Source organism: Shewanella gelidii (assembly GCF_014647855.1).
GTDB classification, from domain to species: Bacteria; Pseudomonadota; Gammaproteobacteria; order Enterobacterales; family Shewanellaceae; genus Shewanella; species Shewanella gelidii.
In genome coordinates, this window is the sequence record NZ_BMPZ01000006.1 from 12,739 (window position 1) to 31,970 (window position 19,232).

Consider the following 19,232-nt stretch of genomic DNA (forward strand, 5'->3'; position numbering starts at 1 on the left):
ATCGGAATTAGGGTAGACAATTGTGTAATCAACGGCGGTTTGATGAAGTGTCACTCAAAATTCAAATATCTTTGCCATAATTAAGTGTGTGTGGATTGATTGAATTAGCACAAGGTGTCTTTTGGTTGGAGGAACAGCGTTAATGACAAATAGAGTGTTGGTGATATTGTTTGCGCTTATACTGTCTTGTCCAGCCCTTGCTAATGAGCAGCAGGCTCGGCAAACACTAATGCGCCAGCTTCAATTACTTGCGCTTGTCGATGATGATCAGTTTAACTTTGAACAGCAGCAAGCCCAATTGTCTCAAGCTCCTGACACCGAATGGCGTTCATTAAGCGTGAATATTGCCTTTGATATCGAGCGGTTCTGGTCTCGTCGTGGCGTGCCGATTTCAAATGAGAACAAATTTACTGATAATGAAGACGAAAATTTTGCGATTGCCAGTGAACCCAATGTAGAAGGGTACCTAGCAACAACGAATCACATCGCAAAATTATTGTGGATGCAGCAAAAAAATTCGTGGTTGCCCATTGAAGTGAACCGTTTATTGAGACTTGGAGATACGCACCCGCAATTAAATGTTTTAATTAAACGACTATGGTTGCTTGGTGATTTAGCTCAACTCCCTGTCGAACCTTCAAAAATTACCCTTCCTGTACACCAAGCTCTAATGCGATTCCAGCGGCGCCACGGGTTAAAAGTGGATGGTGTTGTAGGCCCAATGACGCTTAAGTGGCTGAATACAACCCCTTTTCAAAAGGCTAAACTGCTGGCCAATAATTTCGTAGAAAGTGCTACATATAGAACATCGATTGGCAGTCGCTACTTACTGGTCAATATTCCTGCTTTTGAAATGGTTCTCGTTGATGACAATGAAGAGCAGTTGAGATCTCGCGTTATTGTGGGGAAACCTTATCGGCCAACCCCAATTTTGAATAGTCAGATTTCTAACATCGTATTGAATCCCCCTTGGCGTGTTCCTCGTCGAATTATCTATAGAGACTTGCTGCCTCATATTCGAAAAGATGGCACCTATATAGAGAAGCGTCAGTTTCAGGTATTTGATTACCAAGGCAACCTGCAGGACAAAGGTGCAGAGGAGTGGCAGTCGCTCGCTTTAGGCAAGTTTCCCTATCGCCTTGTACAAAAGCCAGGCTCATTGAATGCTTTAGGGCGATATAAGTTCCACTTTGCCAATCGACATAGCGTGTATCTTCATGATACACCAAACCCTGAATTGTTTAATGAAGCGAATCGTGCGCTTTCGTCTGGCTGTATTCGTGTGGAGTCTGTGACTGCGCTTGCGAATTGGATGGCATCTAATCTAGTGAAAGACAAACAAACTTGGGTAGATCTGCAGTCCACAAATCAGACAACCCAATGGTTCTCGCTTAAAAGTAACTTACCGGTACATCTTGTATATTGGACTGCATGGGTTGATGAGGTGAATCAACCTCAGTTTCGTAATGATATCTACAATCTCGCCGAGAAGCGTCTAAATACCCAAAATGTGACACTAAACAAGCTCGCTTTAACTCACTGATAAATTGCGTTTTAATAATTTATTATTCGCTGTAGCTGAAATATTAATTTTCGTCCACTTGAAATTTTCTAACTATCGCGGTATTTTGCCTATCAAATTGGCTAAAAAAACAACTATAGGCTTGGATGCATTTTAGGGGTTTTAGACGAAAATGGTGTTCCAATGACTATAATTTGTCCTTCTCGCAGACAACTTTTGCTGGGCTTAAGCGGTGCTGCAATGTGTTCCATTATTCCCTCCAAAGCGATGGCAAGTCGATCGACGACTGGCGCACGTACACTAAGCTTTTATAATCGCCATACCGGTGAGCGTGGCGCTGGAACCTACTGGCTTGATGGTAACTATCAATCAGAAGCGTTAAATGATTTTAGTCACTTGTTAAGGGATCATCGTCAAAATCAAGCTGCACCGATGGATAAACGGTTGTTTGATATGCTGCATGCATTGCAAGACCACATGAGTATTCAAGAAGAAATTCACGTTATCTCTGGTTACCGTTCGCCAAAAACAAACCAAATGTTATCAAACGCTAGCTCTGGAGTTGCAAAAAAAAGTTACCATATGCGGGGTATGGCGATGGACATTGCAATTCCAAGTATCAAGCTTTCCTCCCTGAGAGACGCAGCGCTTAGTTTAAAACTCGGTGGTGTAGGCTATTATCCTAAGTCGGGCTTTATTCATGTGGACTGTGGCCCTGTACGCAGCTGGTAATATTCCGAGTCCTTTTTAAGTTTGGCCGACACTCTTTTTCGCTAAAGTTTTGCTTAAGCCTTTGACCACTTTAAGCTTGTAGTGGCTCTGGGGCTATGTTAGTATTCGCGCGCTTTAAGACGAGCCTGCATTGGTCGAGAATGCTGGCACCTATTTATTATTTTATGATTTAAGTGAGAAAAACATGTCTTACACTATTAACGCACAAGTCCGCACAGATCTAGGGAAAGGTTCGAGCCGCCGCCTACGTCATGCTGGTCAAGTTCCTGCAGTAATCTACGGTCCAGGAAAAGAAGCTGTATCTATCAGCATCATTCATAAAGATGTTATCAACCTTCAGTTAAACGAAGACTTCTACACGACTGACCTAACTTTGGTTATTGACGGTAAAGAAGTAAAAGTTCGCGTACAAGATGTTCAACGTCACGCGTTCAAGCCAATGGTTGAGCACTTCGATTTTAAATACGCTTAAATTGCGAATTTAACTCGATAAAAAAGCGCCTATTTGGCGCTTTTTTTGTAGCTAAAATTTATATTACTTAGAGATAAAAGCTGTAATAAAGGTCGAGAGATTGGCCTAGCGTCCCTGAGACTGCTTCTAAATAGAGCTGGGATAGAAGAAAGTATCTTGCTGTGATTTCATAGCCAGGAGTTAAAACACCAACGCCATATTTGACCATTAGTTTTTCACCCAAATATCCGCTGATCGCAAACCGACCATCATCGTTCGCATCAAGTTGAACATTGTTAAAACCGAACTTCTCTGCAAGCTCTGATGTATTACTGCCAAAGCTCTCAATTGCTTTGACACCTAATTGACTGGTTAATGCCTGCGCAGCGCTCAACATCAGCGCATCTGAATCTGTGCCTTGGTTGTTTAGTCCTTTGCCTTTGACTATATATGAGATGATCTCTGCTTGTTCTTTTGTTGGGTTAGAAAATAGTTGTACGATTGGCTTTCTGGGCGTTCCAGACACTCTCACACCCACGGTAATGTCTTCTTCTTTGATTTCTCGAGTTGCTTCTATATTAAGATTGGGTAGTTCACTTGGTCCAACAAATTGCAACTCGCCACGATCAATGTTGAGTGTTTGCCCCATAAATTTATACGTGCCATGAATCACTCGTATATCCCCAAAAACCAAAGGCGGGCGATTTATTTGTTGCTCAATACTTAACGTACCTTGAAGCCGTCCTTTGAGGCCAAGACCATTGATTGACACATTATCATTAACTATTAACTTCAGTTGTGCTTCAGTAGTCATTGCCTGAGTTTGCTGTTGTTCTTTGGCAATTGAATCATCAAAAATGACATCGCTCGAAACATCAACCGCTCCCTCTGGGAGTTGCTCAATTGTAATCGCTCCGGAGGGAACCATGACTTCTCCTTTCACGCTCAGGTGATCAGGGGTGAAGGAGAGTTCTATATTCGGGGAAATGGCTAATATCGCAGTAGGGGGCTGAATAATCGTAAGGTCTGTACCTTGGACACGCACATCACCTTTGAGTTTGCCATTTGGCCATTCAAATTGTGCTTGAACCTGACTTTGGCCGTCGCCCATTTGCCACTGACCCGATAGTTCTGCTCGCTTGCCAAGTAATAGGCCCTGGATTTCAATGTGATCGAGTAATGTTGGGTTTGCTCGACTGGCGATCATGCCTTTGTTTAACGAGAAATCTCCTTGAAGGATGGGTTGGCTAAGAGTGCCTGAAAGGTTAAGTTTGCTGGAGAGTTTACCCGCGAGTGTTTCAGCTCTTGGGACAAAAGCGCTTAACAGCGCGAGATCTACCCCTTGTAGATTGAGTATACCTTGCAACGTTTTTTCAGTGTTTACACCTATATCTATCTGGCTTTGAAAATTTTCAAAGTGATCGGATTGGACTTCGATGCTCGATCGTAGCCATTCGTCATCTAAATCAATTTTGGCGTTTAGCTGTTGGTATTTTAACGCGACCGGATTTTCTTCGTCATGATGAATGGATATCTGCCCTGGTTGAAGTTCAGTATTTAACTGAAACTGGGGGGCTTTGTTTGGCTGCCACAGCGCCAAAAGAGACATCTTACTGTGACCTTGCCATCGGACTGCTGCAGGGAGCAGAGGTTGAGATATCGCTCCAATCTCGCCATCAAAGGTAAGATTTAGTTTCCCTTGTTTTCCTAAAGCTGAAGCCGGCTGAAGGCAAAGTTGGCTTTTCGGGTGTACAAGGCAAAATGGATCAAAATTTAATTCTTGCTGCTCCGGCTTCCATGAAAGATGAAGTGGTTGCTCTATTTGCCATTGGCCTAACACGCTATTGACTGAAAAATTACGGACTTCAGTCTGCCATTGGCTAGTGCTTTCGGAATTGTTATAGATAGCGCTATCGATGCGAAGATCACCAAAACTATGGATGCCGACTTTCTGTTTAAAATCATCCCCTTTAGTTGCTAGCGTTAAAGAGCTCAATTCAATATCGCCAAGTTTGATTTGACGCGCATTGAATGAACCTGCAAATCGATTATTACTATTCGGTAAATAAAACCCTTTAATTTTAGTTTTTGCTAGGGAAGCTTCACCATAATTCAGCCCAGAGGCTTGTGCATTTAAAGTGAATTGTGGGTTTTCTTTGATGCCATCGATGTCAATTTTTGCTTGTAAAGAACCCTGTAGCTCTGGATGCCAATAATATAAATCAGGTACAGACAGCCAAGATTTGACCTGCCATTGTTCACTGGCTTGCCCTTCGATTCTTAATGTTGAACCTAAGGCTCGGGCATTGAAGGCTTTCGTTTTCAGGTTTAGAGCGTGATCAAGTGTAATATCACCGACCACAAGAAACGGGAGTTGCTTAATGTGGCCTTTTAGCCGGGCTTTATTAATTTCTACTTGCCATTGGTTTTCGAATGGCCTGTCGTTGTGCTGAGAACCGGCAATGTTTTGCATGTTTTCAGCAATAAGTAGTGTTCCATTTGAGTCTAGTGTGCCTGCAATATGTCCTGCAAACGCTTGTGTTTCGGCAGTAACTGTATCTGGCTGGATGCTGTTGATAAGTTGATAAAGCTCAGTTAATTGCAAATCCAGATTTGTGTTCTTTGTTTGCCATGTGAATGTTTGAGCTGTTGTCTGCTTTGAATGTTTAGGGGAGTGAGCGCCGAGCGATAGCTCGGCATCAAGTAAAATTTGGCTCTGGGAGGTTTGCAATTCAAGTGCTCGAATTGACAGCTCGGCTTTGCTGTCCTGTGGTGTTATTTGGTTTTCAAATTTGCAGCTAAAGTTGTGCCATATCGTGTTGGCAAACTTGCCTTGGCTGCTAAATTCTCCTGACTGCTGCAGAATGTCGCCGCTTATATTGGCTGAGAATTCACTCACTTCAATCGCAGAAGTTTTTAACTGGCCTTGATACTTGCTATCGCTGATCTCGAGGGAAAATGGATGCTTTGGATCAGATACATCAACCTTACCTTTAAATGAGGTGGTGTTTTCACCAGCTAAATGCCCAGAGAAATTTAAGTTGGACAAATCGTCTTGAGCAAAAATCGTTAGCTCGTGTTGGTTAAAAGCCTGAAACCATGTTGCTTCAGGTAACCAAGCGAGAAAACTTTTACTAAACTGGCCGTTAGATTTTATTTTCGTACCGTCAGTCTGAAGCGTACTTGAAATACGCAGTGGATAGTTGTGTTCAAAATTTACTTGCCCTTCGAGTGAAAGCTGCCCGATGACGTGGCTCAGCTCGAGGGAGGTGATTGACAATTGTTGTTGATGGAACTGACCTTGTAGCTCCAGACTCTCGAAATGATCGCGAATACCGAATAGATCAAGTTGGCTATTTCGCATGAAAGCCCGTTTTATTTTGAGCGGGAAGGGCATCGTTATTTTGGGTAATACGCTTGGTTTTGGGGTCAAGTTTTTAGTTTCGACTTTATTGACTCGGCGCGGCACTATTTGGTTTGAAGCGGTTTGCGATTCGACGTTTTCTCTTAGAGTCATACGAAATCCATCGCTTCTCAAAGCGTCGATGTTTAAACCTTTATGGTCCCAAATGGCTTTAAGTTTTAACTCGGTAGCATAGAACTGATGTTGTTGAACATTGACTCGAATGTTGCCGATGTTTGATTCATCGAGTGCGATGGCAAATGGAAGTTGTAAAGACTGCTCTTTGGGCTTGGTAGTTACTGGCTTGTCCGTGATGGCATCAGGTTTTGGATTTAAAGTCACTGAAATATTTGCCGCTGATGTTTTTAAGGAGCGGATGCATAGCTTATTTTGCAGGAGGCACAAAGGTTGCCAATGTAGCGCAAGGTCTTGAAGGCTGATATCAATTCCTTTTAGGTGAATCTGAACATCTTTTGCACGTAGCTGTTTGTTCAGTGTGCCACTCACTTGTTCAATATGTATTGAATGGGTTAAAGCGTTGACAATAAAGGCAGTACTTCGCGTACCAAACTCTGTTCCGACAGCGAGTGCAAGCACAACAACAAGAGTGATCGGGATGTAGATGAAGCCTCTTATACACCACTTCATTGCGCGCTTGAATCGCCTCGATTGACCCCCGGTGTTTTTAGCCTGTTTTGCTGGCTCCGAGGGCTTACTGGGTTTGACTATGGTCATATTTCCGCCCCCATGGTGAGGTGAATGCGCCAAGGTCGATCGAGCGTGTCGGTTTCTTCTAAACCTACGCCAACGTCGAGTTTAATGGGGCCAATCGGTGAAATCCAATGAACGCCAGCGCCTACCGATACAACGGGGTCAAACTCTTTCTTGTCAAAAGCATTACCACCGTCAATGAATGTTCCTACACGCCAATTTGGGGTGACATAGTATTGGTATTCAAGGCTTGCAACAGCCAAATAGCGGCCACCAATTACCTGTCTCGTTAAGGTGCCATTCTCATCGGTATAATCAATACTTGGTCCAAGTTCTTGATAGCTATAACCTCGAATGCTTTGATCGCCACCAGCGAAAAAGCGTAGGGAAGGAGCCAAATGTGCGAGTTGCTCGTCTTTAGCAAAGTTAATCCCTAAATCCATTCGAGAGACCAGTCGATGCTTTTCATAAAATGTATCAACCCACTTAAACTTAGAAAGTAATCGAGTTAGCCTGATGGAAGAGCCTAAAGCTGGATCTGCATATTCAATCGAATAATACTGCCGAAATCCTGATTTCGGATCTAAAGAGTTATCACCACGTACGACTTTAGAAATGCTAGTGCCAAAGAGTAGCATTTTAGGGTCATATTCAATATCTTGCTGAGTATAAAACTCCCGTATTGTTTCGACTGAGTATGCCCAAAGCCAACGGCTATCGAGGCGCTGCTGCCGCACGAGTGCGAGAAGCCTTTTGGATGATTCGAGTTCCCCTGTGTGCTCAAATGCTCGCTTAGTGGAATTATATTCTTGGGTTACGCCATACTTGTCTCTGAGCAGGCCCACTCTGAGTTTGAGTTGATCATCAATTGGGTGACTTAAAGGAATGGTGTAGGTGGTTAAAAATTTTGGTCGTTCTGGTGACCATTCTAACGTTGTCTCTTGGCTGTGGCCTTTTTTGTTTATTTGTGGCGTTCGCCATGTAAAGCGAACTCTCGGCTCAACCGTGTTTTCCGTGGTATTACCAATATCAGCGCCAAGGCCAATTTCAAACGCATGATCCGGTCTTGGCGATAATTCAACTCGCACAGGAAGTTGTTGATGTTGAGCTTGCTCTACTTGGGGTAACACTTTAATGCTACTGAAATAACCGGTATTTAATAGTCGGCTATTTAGGGTTGAGAGCTGGGATGAGCTATAGGGGGTATCTCTCGGGAATGGGACTAATTGTTGTAAGAAACCAGTCTCTAAATCTGAGCCCTTAAACGTCACGTTGCCAAAAACATAGCGTCTACCTGATTCAAATGCGAGATTGATTTGAGCGGTTTTGGTGTCTCGGTTAATTTTAATTTCCGAAGTTGTGTAAAGCCCATCAAAATACCCTTGAGATAGGGCAAGCCCGACAAGCTGTGATTTTAAAGCGTCATACTGCCCGTGATTAAGAATGTCTAATGGCTTGATTTGCAACTGATTGAGCCAGCGCTCAAATACCGGGTCTTGTTGCATTTCACCGTTTACAGCGATATCTACCCACTGCAAGCGAGTAGGCTCTCCCAATGCAATATCTAACGTGAGTTGCCAGTTAGTTGGTGATGTTTTCGAGATTTGTTGAGTAAGGTTTGCGTGGTAGTAGCCCAAAGCTTGGAGCGCCGCTTCGATTTTTTCTTCTGCGTTAAATAAAAATGCACGCCTTAAGACTTTAGAATCTGGAAGATCACCAAGATGTGCTCTTATGTTCCGTTCAATTTGACTATTCACACCAGAAATCTGGACTTCTAGCCAAGGTTTATCCGCAGCGCTAACTCCGCTAAATAGACTGGCGATTGTAAGAACCAATATGATAAGAATAGGTTGTTTTTTAAACACAAATAAAGAATATGATTGAATTTTTATTGATAGTTTCATGGTACTTGAATTGCGGTAACAGGCAAGTAATTGTCAAGAAGTTTGAGTTACTGGAATTGGAACTTGAACCGACCTCTATGAGGGCTTCATTTTTCGAGTTATTCCCCGTAAAGTAATCTTTTTATTGGGGAAAGGATTATAGTCAGTGAACAGACTTAATTTATGGTTCAAAACCTTGTTGTGCTTGCCCATTTTGGCGGTGCCTTTGCATGGAGCATGTGCAGATAAACCCTTTGCCATCGCGATTCATGGTGGTGCAGGAACGATATCGAAAGCAAATTTAACTGAAACACAAAAGCAAGAGTACAAAGCGAAATTACAACAAGCTGTGAATGCGGGGTACGATATTTTACAACAAGGCGGAACGAGCCTTGATGCAATTCAGGCCTCTATTAATCTGCTAGAGAACAGCCCATTATTTAATGCCGGACTCGGTGCGGTGTATACATTTGATGGGAAACACGAACTTGATGCATCTGTAATGGATGGTAAGAGCATGAATGCTGGTGCAGTTGCTGGCGTGAAGCATATTAAAAATCCAATTGACTTAGCATTAAGCGTTATGCGCAATTCTCCCCATGTGATGCTGGCTGGTGAAGGCGCTGAAGAGTTTGCGCTCACCCAAGGGTTTCAATTTGTGCCCGCAAACTATTTTGATACCCAGAAGCGCTATTTGAATCTTCAAGATGCCAAACAAAAGCTACACCGTGCCAAGGAAAGCGGGAATGATTATCAGGCTTCAGTGCAGCGGCTCGATCTCGATTACAAGTTTGGTACCGTTGGCGCGGTTGCTTTAGATCAGCTTGGAAACCTCGCGGCAGGTACGTCGACCGGTGGAATGACAGCGAAGCGATATGGCCGTGTTGGAGATTCACCAGTAATTGGAGCTGGAACATACGCTCAAAATGGTGTGTGCGCAGTTTCTGCTACGGGGCATGGCGAATACTTTATTCGTTATCAAGTTGCTGGGGATATCTGTGCGCGAATTAAATATAAGAAAGATTCGCTCATAAAAGCATCCAACACAGTGATCAAAGAAACATTGGTAGAAGCTGGAGGAACCGGTGGTGTCATCGCAGTTGATCATCACGGAAATATTGCCATGCCCTTTAATACGGAAGGGATGTACCGAGCATCACGAAAAAGTGGTGAGAAGGAAAACGTTTTGATTTGGCAATCAGAATAAGGTCAAAGGAATGGGTGGACTGGACACTTTGTCATGAGTCCACCGAGGTGACTCACTTTGAATGAAACAAATAATGGGTTAAATAGAGCCTGTTTTAAGGCGAATAACTTCTGTGTATTGGCGCTTATCGGCAGACTAGATTGAATTCATCGATTAAATTTAATCCAATTTTCTAAATAGTTAGCTAAACTAAATTTTGTAACAGCTACTTTAGGGAATAATTATGGACTCAATCAAAGTTAGTGATCATATGGATCGTCAACCCGTGTTACTTACTGAAGACATGTCACTCGCAACCGCAGTGGAACTGTTGCTAAAACAAGGAAAACTTGGTGCGCCAGTAGTGAATAGTAATGGTGAGTTAATCGGCTTCCTTTCGCAGCAAGATTGCCTAGCGGTGATGTTAAAGAGTAGTTATCACTGTGATTTGGTTGCTATTGTAAAAGATTGTATGCGTACGGATGTACTTTCAGTTCAACTTGGCGATAGTGTTTTACATTTGGCTGAGCAAATGTTGGGACAAAAGCCCAAGGTTTATCCTGTGATCAACCAAGGGAAGGTCGTTGGAACGATCAATAGAACAAATGTATTAGGTGCGATCAACACCTATATGCAGCAGTGTTACTTAACTCCAGCGTAAAGCTGCAATTAGTCATACCAAAGTGCCCAGTTCCTTGCTAGGATCGCTTCTTTTGATTCTGGCAACGGAATTTAGGTTTGAACGCAAAAATATCACCACTCTCAAAATCCTATCTAAAACAGTGTTATCAAGCGGATGCCGCGCGAATTAGACGTCGGTTGTATCGTTTAAACAAAGAACCTGAATCGGATAAGAAAGCGAAAACGATCACCTCACTTGAGGAGCAAGCTGTAGCCTCTTATCAAAAGGTACAGCAACGTTTGGCTTCGCGCCCGATCATTCGTTACCCCGATAGTTTACCTGTGTCTCAAAAGCGAGATGAAATTGCGGCTGCAATAAGAGACAGCCAAGTTGTGATTGTTGCTGGTGAAACTGGGTCAGGTAAAACCACACAGCTGCCTAAGATTTGTTTGGAACTTGGCCTAGGTAGTCGAGGTTTAATTGGCCATACGCAACCACGCCGACTTGCAGCACGAAGCGTTGCAACCCGTATTGCAGAGGAAATGCAATCGCCACTCGGTGAGGCGGTCGGTTTTAAAGTTCGGTTTGCCGATGCAATTCAACCGGAAAGTTACATCAAGTTGATGACCGATGGTATTTTACTCGCGGAATTGACCAGCGATAAATTTCTAGATCAGTACGACGCGCTCATTATCGATGAGGCCCATGAGAGAAGTTTAAATATCGACTTCATTTTGGGCTACCTGAAGCAAGTTCTTAAAAAGCGTCCTGATTTAAAAGTCATCATTACCTCTGCAACGATTGATGTAGAACGATTTTCGAAGCACTTTAATAGTGCACCTGTGATTGAAGTCTCTGGCCGAACATTCCCCGTCGAAACTCGCTATCGGCCGCTCGTGGTTGATAAAGAGGAAGGGGGAGAAAGCGATTTAGATCTTATTGACGGTATCTTTGCCGCAGTGGATGAACTGGTGTGCGAAGGGCCAGGTGACATCCTTATTTTTATGAATGGCGAGCGAGAAATCCGAGATGTCGCAGAGCAACTCAGCCGGCGTCAGTATCGGGATACGGAAGTGCTGCCGCTTTATGCTCGACTGTCTTATGGTGAGCAATCCAAAGTATTCAAAAGTCATGTCGGCCGTCGTATTGTTTTAGCAACCAACGTCGCTGAAACCTCATTAACTGTACCGGGTATTCGTTATGTGATCGATCCCGGTACCGCACGCATGAGTCGTTACAGCTATAGAACGAAGGTTCAACGCTTACCAATAGAAGCGATTTCACAGGCAAGTGCCAATCAGCGTCAAGGTCGCTGCGGCCGTGTAGGGCCGGGGATATGTATTCGTCTTTATGATGAAGCGGATTTCCAAGGTCGCCCGGAATTTACAGATCCTGAGATTCTGCGGACCAATTTGGCCTCCGTCATCTTGAAAATGTTAGCGATAGGATTGGGTGATATCGCTGCGTTTCCGTTTATTCAGCCGCCAGATTCTCGGCATATCCGTGATGGCTTTTTATTGCTTGAGGAATTACAGGCCGTAAAAAACAGTAGAGGTCGTTTACAACTGACTCAGCTCGGTCGTCAGCTCGCGCAAATTCCGGTTGACCCTCGATTAGCTCGTATGGTTGTTGAAGGCCACAAGCAAGGCTGTTTAAGAGAGACAATGGTTATCGCATCAGGTCTGTCTATCCAAGATCCTCGCGAACGTCCTATTGATAAAAAGCAGGCTGCCGATGAATACCACAAACGTTTTAACGACAAAGATTCAGACTTTGTTTCGTGGCTTAATTTGTGGGATCACCTTCAGATCACCAAAAAAGAAGAATCTGCGAGTCAATTTAGGAAATCATGCCGTAGAGAGTATCTTGCGTATTTGAGAGTGCGTGAGTGGCAGGATCTCTATACACAACTGCGGCAAGCAGTGCATGATATGAAATGGAAGCTATCTGAAGATCAAGCAAGCTATGAAACCCTCCATAAAGCAGTTCTTTCCGGGTTTTTGAGTCATATCGGCTTTAAAGATGCCAACAATGAATATTTGGGTGCTAGAAACCGTCGCTTTTTTGTATTTCCGGGTTCTCCTTTAGCGAAAAAAGGACCGAAGTGGCTTGTTGCAGCAGAGCTGACAGAGACATCTCGGTTATTTGCGCGTTGTTGTGCCAAAATCCAGCCGGAGTGGCTTGAGCCTTTAGCTGAGCATCTGGTTAAAGTGAACTATCTCGAACCGCATTTTGAAGCGAAGCAAGGCAGTGTCGTTGCACTTCAGAATCAAGTCTTATATGGCTTAACGATAGTGAATAAGCGCTGTGTTCAATATGGACCAGTTGATCCCGTAGAGGCACGACATATCTTTATTCGTAGTGCTTTGGCTGAAGGTGAGCTGAGAACCAAAGAGGCCTTTTTTAAGAAAAACCAAGTTTTGCTTGATGAAGTTGAGTCGCTTGAACATAAATCCCGCCGACGCGATATTCTCGTCGATGAACAAGTGCTTGTTGATTTTTATGAGCCAATAATCCCGCAAGGGATTTATAATGCGCCGCTGTTTCATCAATGGTGGAAAAAAACCAAACCAAAGCATCCTGATTTACTGGATTTTTCAGTCGACTTATTGATGCAGCGCAGTGGTAGCCATGTGTCTGCACTTGATTTCCCCGACACATGGCAAAACGGTAATTTAAAGTTAGCCCTAAGCTACAACTTTGAACCCAGTGCTGAAGATGACGGTGTATCAATCCACATTCCTGTGGCTTTGATCAATCAAATTCAAAATCAAGACTTTGATTGGTTAGTGCCAGGTTTAAGAGAAGAAAAATGTGTTGCTCTGATTAAGTCACTCCCAAAAAGTCTACGGCGAAATTTCGTTCCTGCGCCAGATTATGCTCGCGCTTGCGTGCAAGCAATGGAGCCAATGTCGATGCCTATGGTGGAAGCAATGTGTAAACAATTGCTGCGCATGAGTGGTGTACGCGTCACAGCCGACGATTTTGATTATTCCCAGTTAGCTGCCCATTTGCATGTGAACTATAAGATTGAGGATGATCGCCAGAAAATAGTGGCGCAAGGTCGTGACTTTGATACTTTGAAAGATCAAATGCAAGGTGTTGTCGCGAAAGCGATTCGTCATGTTGCTGACAAAGGAATTGAGCAAAAAGATATTACGGAATGGAGTTTTGGTGAGCTACCTAAGCTCTTTAAACAAAGTAAAGGTCGTTATGAAGTTAAGGCTTTTCCAGCTTTGGTCGATAATAAAAGTAATGTCGCCATCAAATTATTTGATGACGAACATGATGCAAATACCGCACACAGAGTCGGTGTTCGACGTTTGTTGTTACTGAATATTCCATCTCCGGTGAAACATCTTCAACAGAAGTTACCGAATAAAGCCAAGTTAGCGATGTATTTTAACCCATTTGGGCAAGTGCAAATTCTCATTGATGATGTGATTGCTGCTGCAGTAGAACAACTGTTGGATGAAAAAGGATTTGATATTCGCAATGAGATCCAATTCACGCAAGCAAAAGACTGGGTGCGGCAAGAGTTGAATGAAAAAGCTGAGCAGATCTCATTAAAAGTAGAGAGAGTACTGACACTGTATCAGGCAATTAAGAAGCGCCTGAAAGGCAAAATCAGTTTAGATGTTGCATTTGCAATGAGCGATATACAAAACCAACTTGATCAACTTGTGTATAAGGGGTTTGTAGAGCAAACCTCATGGCAGCGCTTGCCTGATCTCATTCGTTACTTATCTGCGATAGAAAAGCGCTTAGAAAAATTACCGGTTGATCCGAGCCGTGATCGTTTGCATATGCAAAGTATTAACAAGCTTCAAGACATCCTTAAAGCTGAGCAGGCAAAAGTTCCAAAGTCTCAGCCGATGCCAAAAGTGCTGATCGAGGTGCGCTGGATGATCGAAGAGTATCGCGTTTCTTGTTTTGCGCAAACATTGGGAACTGCTTATCCCATATCTGAAAAACGAATTTTGGCTCAGTTAAAGACATTATAAACTTTGACATTAAACCTTCGCTTTAATGGGATAGGTTTATTGTTGGCTAATGAATCCCTATTGATGATATTTCATTAGGGATTTTTTTGTACTCACTTTTATGTAGTCAGCAAAAATATGGGTATATATTTGCTTTTAATGCTTAAATTTGCTGCTTTTTTTTCCACATTTTCAACAATTAGACCGTCTCTTCATCATTTTTCTACCTATACTTCCATCAATACTGGCTCTTGATCACATTAAATTTGATTTAAGGGTGATCTAGATCAACTTAAACATGTGTTTACATCGTTCGGGGTATACAGCTTGCGATGTAAAGTCGCATAAGATCAATCTTGTAATCAAAGTGTGATGAACGCCTAAACGTTTGCACAAATGTATAGAGTATTTATCAGCTACACATGCTCATTCACGAACTGGAGGACATATGAGTTCCGCTTCAAGTGATGAAAAGAGTTTAGAGTTTAAGATTTTTATTTTCCTTACGGTATTTCTCGCCCCCTTACTGTCTGTATTACTGGTCAGTGGCCTTGGGTTTGCGATTTGGTTCGGCCAGATTTTAGTGGGCCCACCAGGCGCCGGATAAATACGGTTTAGAAAACAATAATAACAATATAAAACCAACACAGAGTCGATTTGTTAAATGAGCAAAGAACTGCACGTAACCAGCCTGATTGTCCAAGTCTTACCGGCAAAAATGGCATCTGTTAGACAGCATATTATGGCGATGGAGAACGCAGAGCTCTCCGTCAATAACGAAGTTAAATTGGTTGTGGTGCTAGAGGGTGATACACAAAAGTCACTCATGGCAGATATTGACGCAATCAGTGCAATTGATGGTGTGTTGTCTGCAGCCATGGTTTACCACCAAAGTGATGAGCTCGAAGAGGGTGAAATATAACATGAACAGACGAGAGTTTATGAAAGCCAATGCCGCCATAGCCGCGGCAAGTGCGGCAGGGTTAGCACTACCGGCTACAGCCAGCAATTTAATTACAAGCTCAGAGCAAACCAAGCTAGAGTGGAATAAGGCTCCATGCCGATTCTGTGGTACTGGTTGTTCTGTAATGGTGGCAACTAAAGAAGGTAAGGTGGTTGCGACACATGGTGATGCCAATAGTGAGGTTAACCGCGGCTTAAATTGTATTAAAGGTTATTTTCTGTCGAAGATTATGTACGGAAAAGATCGTCTACAGACCCCGTTGCTACGTATGACCAATGGTAAATACGATAAGCATGGTGAGTTTACGCCTGTTTCATGGGATATGGCATTTGATACCATGGCCGAGAAATGGAAAAAAACCATGAAAGAAAAGGGACCAACTGCTGTCGGCATGTTTGGTTCTGGCCAATGGACCGTCTGGGAAGGATATGCTGCCGTTAAGCTGATGAAAGCGGGATTTGGCTCAAACAATATAGATCCCAATGCACGCCATTGTATGGCATCAGCGGTGGGCGGGTTTATGCGCACCTTTGGTATTGATGAACCCATGGGTTGCTATGATGATATGGAGGCCGCAGATGCGTTTGTGCTATGGGGCTCAAACATGGCTGAGATGCACCCGATCCTCTGGAGCCGAGTGACCGATCGCCGCCTCAGCGCACCGCATGTAAAAGTATCGGTGCTATCAACATTTGAACATCGCAGCTTCGATCTCGCTGATTTGCCGATTATTTTCACGCCGCAAACCGATTTAGCAATGCTTAACTTTATTGCAAATTATATTATTGAAAATGATGCTGTAAATTGGGACTTTGTTAATAAGCACGTAAATTTCCGTGAAGGCAACACGGATATTGGCTATGGTTTACGACCAACACATCCGCTGCAACAGAAAGCGAAAAATGCCAAAAAAGCCGGCGGTTCAAAAGCCATTGATTTTGAAGCATTCAAAAAATTTGTCTCTGAATACACGGTTGAAAAAGTCAGTAAGCTTTCAGGTGTTTCTGAAGAAAAGCTGATTGAACTTGCGAAAACCTACGCAGACCCAAAAGTAAAAGTAACTTCGTTTTGGACAATGGGTGTAAACCAACATACCCGTGGCGTATGGTGTAACAACCTTCTGTATAACATCCACTTATTGACAGGGAAAATCTCTACGCCAGGCAATAGCCCGTTCTCGTTAACTGGCCAACCCTCAGCTTGTGGCACAGCCCGAGAGGTCGGAACATTTGCCCACCGCTTGCCGGCAGATATGGTCGTGAAAAACCCGAAACACCGTGCGATGGCAGAAGGCATATGGAAAATCCCCGCTGGAATTATTCCCGCGAAACCTGGCTATCATGCTGTTGAGCAAAACCGCCGTTTAAAAGATGGCGATCTCAATGTGTATTGGGTTCAAGTCAACAACAATATGCAAGCCGCGCCAAATATGAATGAAGAAGGGTTGCCTGGTTATCGTAATCCTGAAAACTTCATTGTCGTTTCAGATGCTTACCCGACAGTTACCACGCAAGCAGCTGACCTCATTTTGCCGACAGCGATGTGGGTAGAAAAAGAAGGGGCTTATGGTAACGCCGAACGACGCACGCAGTTCTGGCACCAAATGGTCAAAGCGCCGGGTGAGTCTCGTTCAGATCTCTGGCAATTGATAGAGTTTTCAAAACGTTTTACGACCGATGAAGTTTGGTCAAAAGAAGTATTAGCGGCAAATCCAGAATATAAGGGCAAGACACTTTATCAAGTTCTTTTCCAAAACGGTAATGTTGAGAAATTCCCATTATCGGATATGGATGACAAGTATTTGAACGATGAAGCAAAAGACTTTGGATTCTATGTTCAAAAAGGCTTGTTTGAAGAATATGCCACCTTTGGCCGCGATCATGGCCACGATTTGGCGGATTTCGATGTTTATCATAAAGAACATGGTCTGCGTTGGCCTGTCATTAATGGTAAAGAAACGAAGTGGCGTTTCCGTGAAGGTGCCGACCCATACGTTAAAGAAGGCAAGGGGTTCGAGTTTTATGGTAAACCAGATGGGAAGGCGATTATTTTTGCCCTTCCATATGAAGCGCCACCCGAGTCGCCTGATCAAGAATTCGATTTATGGCTATCAACGGGCCGAGTGTTAGAACATTGGCACTCTGGTTCGATGACTCAGCGTGTTCCTGAGCTATACAGAGCATTCCCTGATGCGGTGTGTTTTATGCACCCACAAGACGCGAAGCAGCGTGGACTCCGTCGCGGCGATGAAGTCAAAGTGGTATCCCGCCGTGGTGAGATTAAAACCCGAGTGGAAACCCGTGGTCGGAACAAGCCTCCTGTGGGTTTGGTATTTGTTCCATGGTTTGATGCAAGCCAGCTCATTAACAAAGTCACACTTGATGCGACAGATCCATTGTCGAAGCAGACTGACTTTAAGAAATGTGCCGTCAAGATCGTCAAAGCGTAAGGGGAATCAAGATGAAATTAATGCAACTCGTTTCGTTAGCTGCGGTGATGTCCTTGTCGCTAGGCGTGAATGCAGAAAGTGTACCTGAAGACAAAATAAGTACATTACGTCAGGCGCCACTGAATGTTGAATCTACGCCACCTCGAATGCAAAAGGTAATGAACACTGATGTGAAACAAACTCGTAATTACCCAATGCAGCCACCGGTGATCCCGCATAAGATTGATGGGTATCAAATCGATACAAAGGTGAACAAGTGTATGTCTTGCCATGCACGTAACCGAACGAAAGAATCGCAAGCACCGATGGTGAGTGTTACACACTACATGGATCGCCAGAATAATTTCCTAGCGAATTTGTCGCCAAGACGTTACTTCTGTACGCAATGCCATGTGTCGCAACTGGATGCGAAGCCTCAAGTTGAAAATGAGTTTGTTGATATTGACCAATTAATAAATTCAGAAGCTAAGCACTAGGAGCCTCTATGTTAGATAAGCTAAAAAAAGTCTGGCAGGTATTGAAGCGACCCAGTATCCATTACAGCTTGGGGTTTCTCACCCTTGGTGGTTTCGTGGCTGGCGTGATCTTCTGGGGTGGTTTTAACACTGCGTTAGAAGCCACCAACCAAGAAGCTTTCTGTATTAGCTGCCATGAAATGGAGAATAATGTTTATCAGGAATTGCAGAGCACCATTCACTTCTCAAACCGGAGTGGTGTCCGTGCAACTTGTCCTGATTGTCATGTTCCTCATGAGTGGACGGATAAAATTGCACGTAAAATGCAGGCATCAAAAGAAGTTTGGGGCAAAATATTTGGAACGATTAATACACGTGAAAAATTTGAAGCCAAACGTCGTGAACTTGCAGAGCATGAGTGGGATCGTTTAAAAGCGAACGATTCATTGGAGTGTCGAAATTGTCATAACTTTGATTATATGGACTTTACTCGTCAGTCGACTCGTGCTTCGAACATGCATTCAACATCACTGGCAAGTGGTGAGAAAACCTGTATTGATTGCCACAAAGGCATCGCCCATCAGTTACCTGATATGGAAGGTGTTGAAGGGTTCTAATCTCGATTCTGTGAAGTAATTGTGTGATATTTAGTGAAAACGCCAACTCCTATGAGTTGGCGTTTTTTATGTTGGCGCACAAAAAAACGCCTGTATTGGGCACCGCCTCTCAAACGTGCTTGTCATCTTTACGACACAAAAGCTTCAAACTGAAGTCACATCTTATTCATCTTTTATCGTTAACTTGCGTTTCGTTAGCGAGGTTGAGCCAGATCATGTTTGTGTCATTGCTCTGCCTAGGAGTTTTCATCAAG

At 43.5% G+C, this 19,232-nt stretch carries 13 protein-coding genes; 11 read left to right on the forward strand and 2 right to left on the reverse strand.

Features of this window, described 5'->3' with window-relative positions; genetic code table 11:
• Positions 1–142 precede the first annotated feature (142 nt).
• The 3 genes from IEY18_RS11530 (at position 143) to rplY (ending at position 2,726) form a co-directional block, all read left to right on the forward strand.
• Positions 143–1,543 carry a L,D-transpeptidase family protein gene (locus IEY18_RS11530; RefSeq protein WP_188920978.1) on the forward strand — a complete coding sequence of 467 codons (1,401 nt, stop codon included), beginning with the start codon at positions 143–145 and terminating at the stop codon, positions 1,541–1,543.
• Between the two features lie 162 nt (positions 1,544–1,705).
• On the forward strand, positions 1,706–2,254 hold the full coding sequence (gene mepK, locus IEY18_RS11535; RefSeq protein WP_188920980.1) for a peptidoglycan L,D-endopeptidase MepK: 549 nt from the start codon (positions 1,706–1,708) through the stop codon (positions 2,252–2,254).
• Between the two features lie 184 nt (positions 2,255–2,438).
• Positions 2,439–2,726, forward strand: coding sequence for a 50S ribosomal protein L25 (rplY, locus tag IEY18_RS11540; RefSeq protein ID WP_188920982.1), 288 nt, complete (start codon positions 2,439–2,441; stop codon positions 2,724–2,726).
• Between the two features lie 67 nt (positions 2,727–2,793).
• Here rplY and IEY18_RS11545 read toward each other — a convergent pair whose 3' ends face one another.
• On the reverse strand, positions 2,794–6,843 hold the full coding sequence (locus IEY18_RS11545) for a translocation/assembly module TamB domain-containing protein (protein ID WP_188920984.1): 4,050 nt from the start codon (positions 6,841–6,843) through the stop codon (positions 2,794–2,796).
• The gene (locus tag IEY18_RS11550; RefSeq protein WP_188920986.1) at positions 6,840–8,723 is read right to left on the reverse strand and encodes an autotransporter assembly complex protein TamA; all 1,884 of its coding nucleotides are present in this window, start codon (positions 8,721–8,723) and stop codon (positions 6,840–6,842) included. The genes IEY18_RS11545 and IEY18_RS11550 overlap by 4 nt, the downstream gene beginning before the upstream one ends.
• Positions 8,724–8,898: 175 nt before the next feature.
• On the opposite strand from IEY18_RS11550, the gene IEY18_RS11555 reads away from it, so the two are divergent.
• The 8 genes from IEY18_RS11555 to IEY18_RS11590 all read left to right on the forward strand — a co-directional run bounded on the left by IEY18_RS11555 (position 8,899) and on the right by IEY18_RS11590 (position 18,978).
• A complete protein-coding gene (locus tag IEY18_RS11555; protein ID WP_188921251.1) occupies positions 8,899–9,909 on the forward strand; it encodes an isoaspartyl peptidase/L-asparaginase family protein in 1,011 nt (336 codons plus the stop codon).
• Between the two features lie 223 nt (positions 9,910–10,132).
• On the forward strand, positions 10,133–10,549 hold the full coding sequence (locus IEY18_RS11560; RefSeq protein WP_188920988.1) for a CBS domain-containing protein: 417 nt from the start codon (positions 10,133–10,135) through the stop codon (positions 10,547–10,549).
• Between the two features lie 77 nt (positions 10,550–10,626).
• Complete coding sequence (hrpA, locus tag IEY18_RS11565; RefSeq protein WP_188920990.1) at positions 10,627–14,514, forward strand: ATP-dependent RNA helicase HrpA; 3,888 nt, start codon at positions 10,627–10,629, stop codon at positions 14,512–14,514.
• 427 nt (positions 14,515–14,941) lie between these two features.
• Positions 14,942–15,100 (forward strand): nitrate reductase, encoded by a 159-nt coding sequence (locus IEY18_RS11570; protein ID WP_188920992.1) that lies wholly within the window; start codon positions 14,942–14,944, stop codon positions 15,098–15,100.
• Positions 15,101–15,157: 57 nt separating this feature from the next.
• Entirely contained in the window at positions 15,158–15,415 is a 258-nt protein-coding gene (locus tag IEY18_RS11575; protein WP_188920994.1) for a chaperone NapD, read from the forward strand.
• Between the two features lies 1 nt (position 15,416).
• Positions 15,417–17,906 (forward strand): nitrate reductase catalytic subunit NapA, encoded by a 2,490-nt coding sequence (gene napA, locus IEY18_RS11580; protein ID WP_188920996.1) that lies wholly within the window; start codon positions 15,417–15,419, stop codon positions 17,904–17,906.
• 11 nt (positions 17,907–17,917) lie between these two features.
• A complete protein-coding gene (locus IEY18_RS11585) occupies positions 17,918–18,382 on the forward strand; it encodes a nitrate reductase cytochrome c-type subunit (protein ID WP_188920998.1) in 465 nt (154 codons plus the stop codon).
• Positions 18,383–18,390: 8 nt separating this feature from the next.
• Complete coding sequence (locus IEY18_RS11590) at positions 18,391–18,978, forward strand: cytochrome c3 family protein (protein WP_188921000.1); 588 nt, start codon at positions 18,391–18,393, stop codon at positions 18,976–18,978.
• Positions 18,979–19,232 lie beyond the last annotated feature (254 nt).